Here is a 7,742-nt window from a genome sequence, read left to right as displayed (position 1 = left end):
GTAACTCCAGCCGCCGGCAACAAGCGGCGTCGCCATATCCGTTTGAATCTGTGATTGGGTAATCGCGTGATCGGCAATCCGGACATCGTCGATGCGGCCGTTGAACTGAAATACTCCAGGATTCCCCGGACGCTGGCCGATCTCTACGTCGAGTGAAGATGACTGCTGTGTTGCGGTCACCGTGCCGACCAGCTGTCCGTCGTCGAGCCGACCGTTCAGATAGACGTGCAGGGTTTGCGTCGCCGCATCGTAGACGCCGGTGATGTAATACCAGGTGTTGGGTTGCAGCGTCGTTGCACCGTAGCGGATCATGTCTCCGCCGGAACTGTTGGTGAGCTTGAATCCGATCGTGCGACGCCCCGTATCGACCGTGGTATCGAGCTGGAAGCCGTGTCCCGAAGAATCGCGCCTGGAAACCACCGCCGCATCATCACCAGGAAACGCGGTAGCATAGATCCACGCGCTGACCGTCATGCTGCCCGTCAACTGCAGCGTCGTGGTGGAATTGCCGAGATCCACATAGTCGTTGACACCATCCAGCGCCACCGCATTGCCGTACTTCCCTGCCGTCGTGAAGGTCGCGCCGTTCACGAGCGTGCCCGTGATGCCGTGGCCCGTTGCATCGGCCGTCGAGGTGCCAGTGGACTCGTTGAAGGCGTAGCCGGCGGCGTAACTACCGGTGAAGAACGCCGGGCCCAGCAGGGTGGCGCCGTCATAGATCTGCACCGAACTGACCCCATTGGCATCGCTCGCCGTGCCTGACAGGCCCAGGGTATTGTCCTTCGTCGTTCCCCCGCTGGTGATGGTGGGGGTCGCGCCCGTATCCGTGGTGATCGTCGTGCTGATCGTCTCGGTCGGCGGCGTCGTGTCCACTGTCGCCGTCACCGCAAACGTCGTCGTGGTGTTGCCCGCATTGTCAGTAGCCTTGGCGGTAAAGCTGTGGCTGCCGTCGACAAGCGCAGCCGTTGTGTAACTCCAGTTGCCCGAGCTGATTGTCGCCGGACCCAGCAGGGTGGTGCCGTCATAGACCTGCACCGAGCTGAACCCTTTGGCAACGCTCAACGTGCCCGACAGCGCAAGCGTGTTGTCCTTGGTCGCGCCGCCGCTCGTGATGGTCGTCGTCAAACCAGCGTCCGTGCCAAGTGTGTTGCTGATTGACAGATACGGATTGACATGGATGGTCGAAGCGATGGAGGGCGTGCCGTTGTTGCCGATTGCGAACAGCATCCAATCCCCGGGCGGGACGACGTTCGAGTTGACCGGCAGCGTGACGCTGAGGCTGCCGTCGGCCTGCACGGAAAAGGAGAGTTCGATCCGTCGCGCCGTCGTATTGAGGGCATGTGTGGTAGAGCCGAATGGCATTAACGCCAGCGTTCGGATGTTCGCCGGATTGTCGACCCGCACGGTGAAGGTTTGGCCAGGGCTGAGATCAAGCGGCGCCTGCTGGATGACCGGCCGGACAGAAGCGGCGCCGCTCGCGTCAAACAGATAGCCGGGAGTGTAGATCTCACCGTTCAGGTGGTTCATCGACGGCACATCCGGGTCCAGCCCGCCGCCACCCAGCGACAAAACCGTGGCGTCCGGCAGCAAAATAGCCGTGGAATGGTAGAGACGCGGCACAGCCGCATTCGCCCCGGTGGAGGTCCACAGACCCGTCGAGGGGTCCCAGATCGCGACAGTGTATTCGACGCCGGTGAGCTGGTTATCGACCTGGCTGCCGCCGCTAACCATGACCCGGCCGTCCGGCAGTACCGTCAGGTTTGACCAAATGCGGTCTGGCGCAAGACTTCCGGTGCGCGTGAACACCGGAGTGGGGCCGCTGATATCCATGATCCACACCGAGCCGTCAGCCCCAAGGATCAGGCAGCGATCCTGGGCGAACATGATCGCCGGCTCATTGGAATTCAAACTGACCGGGGCCTGTCCAATCACGCTGACTTGGCCATTTCCGGTGGGATTGATCGCGTAGATGGTGGTGCCACCGCCGGCAACGCTAATGACTCTTCCGTCGGAGGCTAGCCAGGTGCGCGGGTAAAAATAACCGTTACCGGTGGCCATTTCGGCGATGTAAGCCCCGGTCAACGTGCGCCAGCCCGCGCCCGGCGTAAAGATCTCAGGGTAGCCGACGCCGGTGCCGCTAAGATCGGCGCCGCCGAGAATGAGCAGCTGGCCCGTGCCCAAAGTGATGAGTGTGGGATACCAACGAGCGAACGCCATCGGGCCCGATGGATTAGAGGTCAGGCTGTCCGTTTTGTAGTCAAAAATGTTGGTGTTCGCGATGCCCGTATTTATTGAGCCCAGCGGGCGCGCATCGCCGCCCGTGATAAGTACCTCACTGGTCGTCGGGATGATCTCTGCCGCCGCGCAGAACTCGTCGACCCAGGTCTTGTTCGGTAACGTGTTGTGCGTGTTGGTAACCGGGTCCCACACATCGTAGATTTTGTAAGCCCCCTGGTGGCCGCCCTGGTCCGTCCCGTAGGTGAGAATTTTGCCGTCAGGCAATACCAAGGATTGGATACCGATAAGTGGCCAGGAAAATACACCACTCCAAGAGCCCGAGACGCTGTTCACGGGATCGACCACCGCGGTGCCGCCGTGACCGTCGCTCGCTATCGTGAAGGACGTCGGCCCATACTGGCCCGACAGCGCGACATTGGCTGTGTGCGTGCCATCGCTCACGGTCAACGTGCCCGCATCGGTGCTGCTGGCCAAATAAACAAGCGTCGTAGTCGAGCCAAAGGTTATGTCGGCCAAGTCAATTGCGTTAAATGGGGCAACCGCACTAAGGCCTGATATCGTTCCTGTGAACTGCGACGACGCATCTAGAATCAGGCTTCCCGTCGCACCTGGGGCAAACGTCACATTCACCGATGATGGGCCAAACAACTCTATTTGTTGTACTCCGGTAAGGGTCAGGCTGGTGGCGGGAGTGGTTGTCGTCGCCCCCACGTTCAAGTGGAGGTCAGCCTTGGCGGCGGAAAGGTCCGCCGCGTTGCCGAGTAAATCCTGGATCGCGGTAGGTGACGGCAGAGTGTCTCCGATCACCTGAAGATCCGAAGTCCCCTGGTCGGATGGAACGATATACTCGAACGTCAAGGCTTGCGTGCCGGAGCCGCTCGCGTAAGTCGCTGTGCCGCCGTCGTTCAGCAGCAGCCCCGGCGTGCCGGAGACGAAAACTTTCTCGCTCATGTTGAGCGTAATCTTGACGACTTGGCCGGTCTTGACCGATCCGCTTACCCGAGAACTCACGCCTTTGACGCTCGGCGGCGTCGCGTCGATCATCACTGTCACCGCAGACGTGGTCGTAGTGTTGCCCGCATTGTCGGTGGCCTTAGCCGTCAAGCCGTGGATGCCGTCAGAAAGCGCAGGCGTCACAAAACCCCAGTTGGTCAAGCTTTCCGCGGTGAAGTTCGCCGTACCCAGCAGGGTCGCACCGTCGTAGATCTGAACTGAGTTGAACCCACCGTCACCACTATTGTCATCACTCACCGTGCCCGTCAGCGCCAACGTGTTGTCTTTGGTCTGGCCGCCGCTCGTGATGCTCGTCGTCAAGCCAGTGTCTGTGAACATTGTGCTGCTGATCGACAGGGCCGGACCGTCGCTCGTGACGACCGCCATCGAGCCGGTGTCTGTGCCACCGATCTCCAGTGTCTGGTTAGCGCTGGGAGCGAGCGTCACGTTTCCATTGCTCCCGGTGGTGCCGAGGGTCAATGAGTCGGGGGCTGGTGAAGAGCGGGTAGCGTTACCAGTGACCGCAGAAGGGGGCGTGCTACCCACAATAACAACGTCGTCACCCGTGGCAGGAACTTCACTCGTAATCCCGTCGCTGGCTGTACTCCTGTCGTCACCGGTGCTGCGATTTTTCCAAGCTTTTGCAGCCATCACCCCCGCATACAATGCCACACCCAGCGTTGTCAGCGGCGCACTCTCGCGGATCCGGCCTAGGCGTGCGTCGAGTTGCCACTGCCCGCCACGCGCCGCTGCACCGACGCGCTGCGTCGAAGCTGCAATTGGCGCGCCGCTAGTGCGCGCCAGCGCTTTGACGAACGCTGCGCCGCGCCTGCCCCGCGCCGTCTCGCAGGTCCACAGGTAAATTGCGCCACCGCGCAGCTTGCGCCCCACTTCGGCGAGATCGGCAGCGTGTTCCTCCGTCGAATCCAGCGACAGCGCACCGGCGCCGAACGACACCTCACCCGGCCGTCCGTGCGCAATGACGTGGATTGCGTCGAGGTCCGCCCTACGATTGACGGCGCGCACCATCTGTCGCGGCGCAGGTTCATCATCAGAGAGCAAAATCGGTTCGACCTGGGGGGAAATGCTCGCGAGCAATGTGCCGAGATCATCGACATTGCGATCAATAAACGCGATTGCGCGTTTCAACGTGCGGGCCACCACGGCCGGCTCTCCGAGACTTCGACCGAACCCGGCAGCAATGTCGACGCTCGGAAATTTCGTGGCCGAGGCTTTAACGTTGGCTATGGCGGGTTCGGGTCGAGAGCGCATGTTACATCGGGGCATGGTCCGCTCCGCTAATGCAAAATGGCGGTTATCAATTTTCAAGTCGAGACCATCTAATAATCAGGCCATTGGCACCGTGCCGTGTAGGCCGGCGACGGCGCCGCGAATTCAGAATCGCGGAATCGATTATGAGTCACAAATATCACATTAAATTTTGGAATTAAATATATTAATAAGTTGATGTGACCGAGCAATTATGATGCAATGCCTCCATTCCTGCCGCGGCGGCTCTCGAAAAATAAGCCGCAGGATGATTTATTTAAATAATAAAGCGCGAGTCGATATTCGACTTGGCGGCCTGGGGTCCAGGAACCTCGGAAAACGGCTATGGAAAGGGCGGTTCCGGCGAGAATCTGCCCGGTGGCCGCATGTTCAATAACTCCCGCTTCACAAACAAAAGTCGTGGTGAAAGTCAATTTAATATGGAATAAAGTAACTTCGAATTAAATCGAAGAAGACAATCGAGGAAGACATATGTTGACCCGAAATCGCGTCGTAGATAACGACCGGCGGGCGTTCTTGAAAACCTGCGGAAGATTTGCGGCCGTAACGCCCCCGGCCATGACCCTCCTTCTGTCAACCTCCCTGACCTCAACAGCTATTGCGCGCTCGGGCGGCCGGGGCGGGGCAAGGCATGACGATGACCGGTCATTCTTCGACAATGATCGTCCGTCCACGGCAACATCGGGAGCATCCGGTGGCGCTGGCGGTGGCGGGTCCGTTGGGGGCGGTGGAGCACCTGGCGGTCGCCCTGGTGGGTCATCTGGTGCCGGAGGGACATCCGGTGGTGGAGGGGGATCCGGCGGAGCGGGATCTGGCAAAGGGCCTTTCGCGACGGGCGGCGGCTCCGGAGTCACAAACGCATCCGGAGGCCTGGACTGTGCGGATGAAGAGGACGAACAGAAACGCAAGCTCGACTGCCCGCGAGCTGACATCAAGGTTTCGAGCTCAACCAGATCTGAGCATTAGCGCGTCGTTCTCAAGAGCACATTGCATGAGCACCGTGGCCAGCGGCTAAGCGCGTTGCAACTTCGAAAGACGTGAAATTCACGCCTGCCACGAAATTGGATTATTTCAACGAGAGTCCGAAAGCGAACGGACATCCGGACTTCAATCGATCGTAGTTGGTGTCGGCGGGGGGAATGCGCCTTTTCGATACCGACGACAGCGAAGATCGTCGCGAATTTTTGAAGAGCTGTGGAAAATTCGCTGCCGTCACCCCTCCAGCTATGACGCTGCTGCTTTCCACCTCTCTGACCTCGACCGCGATAGCCCGCTCCGGCAGCCAAATTGTGCACGGCAACAATGGCTTTGGTAACGGCGGCGGTGACGGTAGTCCCGACGGGCGGGAGGATAGCGATCGCTAAAAGTTGCGGCCGCGCGATAGCCCTGTCTTTGGCGGTGCCAAACGTGATCACAAAATCAAGGTCGCGGCTTCAGCCGGTCCGGCGGCGCCTTTGTGCGGATGATCGGTTGATCAGTAGATCGTCCAGCTTTTTGCCGGCGCGAAGCTGCGCTTTCAGCCATCGGGGCTGCTTGCCGCGACCCGACCAGGTTTCGGCGGGATTCTTCGGGTTCCGGTACTTCGGGAGCACCGGCGGATAGGGGCGGCGCACAGCTTCCTCGTTCCGGGCCGGACCGGCAGTCCCCTCTATCCTGCGAAGCCGCTCCTCAAGCTTGGCTTTTTCCGCCGTCATTCTGCGACTAAGGGTCGCCGTGACCTCATCATACATCTGCCACAGCTCGGCTGTCGTCATGGATGCCCAGTCGTCCTTCTCCATGGAAGCCGTCCCCAACTACTTCCGATTTGAAACAGGAAGAGGGGATTATCAGGTCGAACCCGGATCGGGCAAGCACGATCCGCCCCAGCGGAGCCTGTCGGCGCGCAGTCAGAGGGTCTCTACCGGCGCGGTGCGCGCTTCCGGCTGAGCGGTCCCTTCCCGAGTGCTCCTCGACCACCAGCGCGCCTCCTTCTGCCGAGCATCCGCTGCTCGGCCTTCAACACGCGACGACGCAAATTTTGCAGTTCGGTGAGTTGAATGATCAGAGCCTGATGCGTTTGATACAAAACAGAAGAATACATGTGACCACCTACTCAATACTAACGATCATCCGTGATTGCCAGTAAGTTTGCCGGGCCCGATGGCGTGCCGGTCAGTCTTTCCTGGTCACGTGTTTATCGATGCGACTACTGAAGAAGGACCTTTTGTAGGCTCCGTTCGCTAGGTCTCTGGCAGGACGCTTGCGACGAATCATGCGGTTGAGAAAATTCTTGCCCCCTCATTTTGAGTCTCTCCGGCCGGCCTATACGAACAGGGCAGCCAATCGGTTCCTACCGACGCCTGCTGGGACTGCCGTGCAGCCATCGTCCGAACGTGCCGGAAGCGTGGTAGAGGCCGGCAAATTGGTAAAGGACGCACGATACATAGCACTCAGCCACCCAGTCACTTCGGCTGAATCAATACATTCCCAATCTGTGGATGATAAAGGCAATAAATGGGTAGCTACGATGTAGGTAATTACGATGGTCCATTGAGCCGCGGCGGTGCATGACCAAAGTTCGAGCAGCAATCCGTTTGAATGCCAACGGATGCGACGGAATGCGCGAATTGATGATCAGCAAGGCGCTGAACGACCCAGCGCAAATGAGAGAACAGAAAACGAGCCTTGCGGATCTGCTGTCCGGACCGTCATTTGGGGGGCAGCGATGTTGACGTGTTGGTATCCGCGGGCAGATTTGAAGGAGTTCACCTGGTGACACGTTCCATATCGATGTCGTCGGCAGTAACCTGAAACGTTGTATCAAATGGGGCTTGGTGGCTGTCGGCCTGACAATTTCCGTCACTCAAGCGAGGGCCGAATATCGAGTAAGCGTTGGAGATACGCTGGAGGTTGTGGTGGCGGGTGCGCCGGAGCTCAGGCATCGTGATGCCGTCCAAATTGACGGGAATATTTCGTTGCCACTGGTCGGAACGCTTGCGGTAGTCGGTCTCCCTTTTTGTCGCAGATCCGAGCCAAAATCGTGGCCGCACTGGTCAGCTAGGTGTTTCGCCAGAGGACTCCTGACGGTCGTGAGGTCGCGATCGTGATAGACGCGGATGAGGTCACGACGACCGTGGCAGAATACGGGCCGATTTAAGTAAACGGAGGCGTGTCAAAGTGTCAAAGCCGGGCGAGTATCCTTAATCGTCCGTCCATGACGGCACGCCAACTCGTCGCCTTGG

General features: G+C 59.4%; 4 protein-coding genes and 1 pseudogene. 3 read left to right on the top strand and 2 right to left on the bottom strand.

Going from position 1 to position 7,742, the window contains the following annotated elements; translation table 11 throughout:
* The coding region (locus tag XI09_RS05605) for a DUF4347 domain-containing protein (RefSeq protein ID WP_271565977.1) at positions 1–4,395 on the bottom strand (4,395 nt) is incomplete at its 3' end.
* A 597-nt stretch (positions 4,396–4,992) separates the two neighbouring features.
* Between XI09_RS05605 and XI09_RS05600 the strand changes: the two are divergent.
* Positions 4,993–5,310 (top strand): annotated as a pseudogene (locus tag XI09_RS05600) (hypothetical protein); the annotation flags it as partial.
* Positions 5,311–5,660: 350 nt separating this feature from the next.
* Positions 5,661–5,885: a hypothetical protein gene (locus XI09_RS05595; RefSeq protein WP_271565976.1), complete on the top strand. Its 225-nt coding sequence runs from the start codon at positions 5,661–5,663 to the stop codon at positions 5,883–5,885.
* A gap of 69 nt (positions 5,886–5,954) precedes the next feature.
* On the opposite strand, the gene XI09_RS05590 is transcribed toward XI09_RS05595, so the two are convergent.
* Complete coding sequence (locus XI09_RS05590; protein WP_271565975.1) at positions 5,955–6,299, bottom strand: H-NS histone family protein; 345 nt, start codon at positions 6,297–6,299, stop codon at positions 5,955–5,957.
* A 1,035-nt stretch (positions 6,300–7,334) separates the two neighbouring features.
* Here XI09_RS05590 and XI09_RS05585 point away from each other — a divergent pair.
* A complete protein-coding gene (locus XI09_RS05585) occupies positions 7,335–7,607 on the top strand; it encodes a polysaccharide biosynthesis/export family protein (RefSeq protein ID WP_333939034.1) in 273 nt (90 codons plus the stop codon).
* Positions 7,608–7,742: the final 135 nt, after the last annotated feature.

The organism is Bradyrhizobium sp. CCBAU 11386 (genome assembly GCF_028128955.1).
In the GTDB taxonomy this organism is placed as follows: domain Bacteria; phylum Pseudomonadota; class Alphaproteobacteria; order Rhizobiales; family Xanthobacteraceae; genus Bradyrhizobium.
Note: the sequence above shows the minus strand (reverse complement) of the source record. Positions and strands in the feature narration are given on the sequence as shown.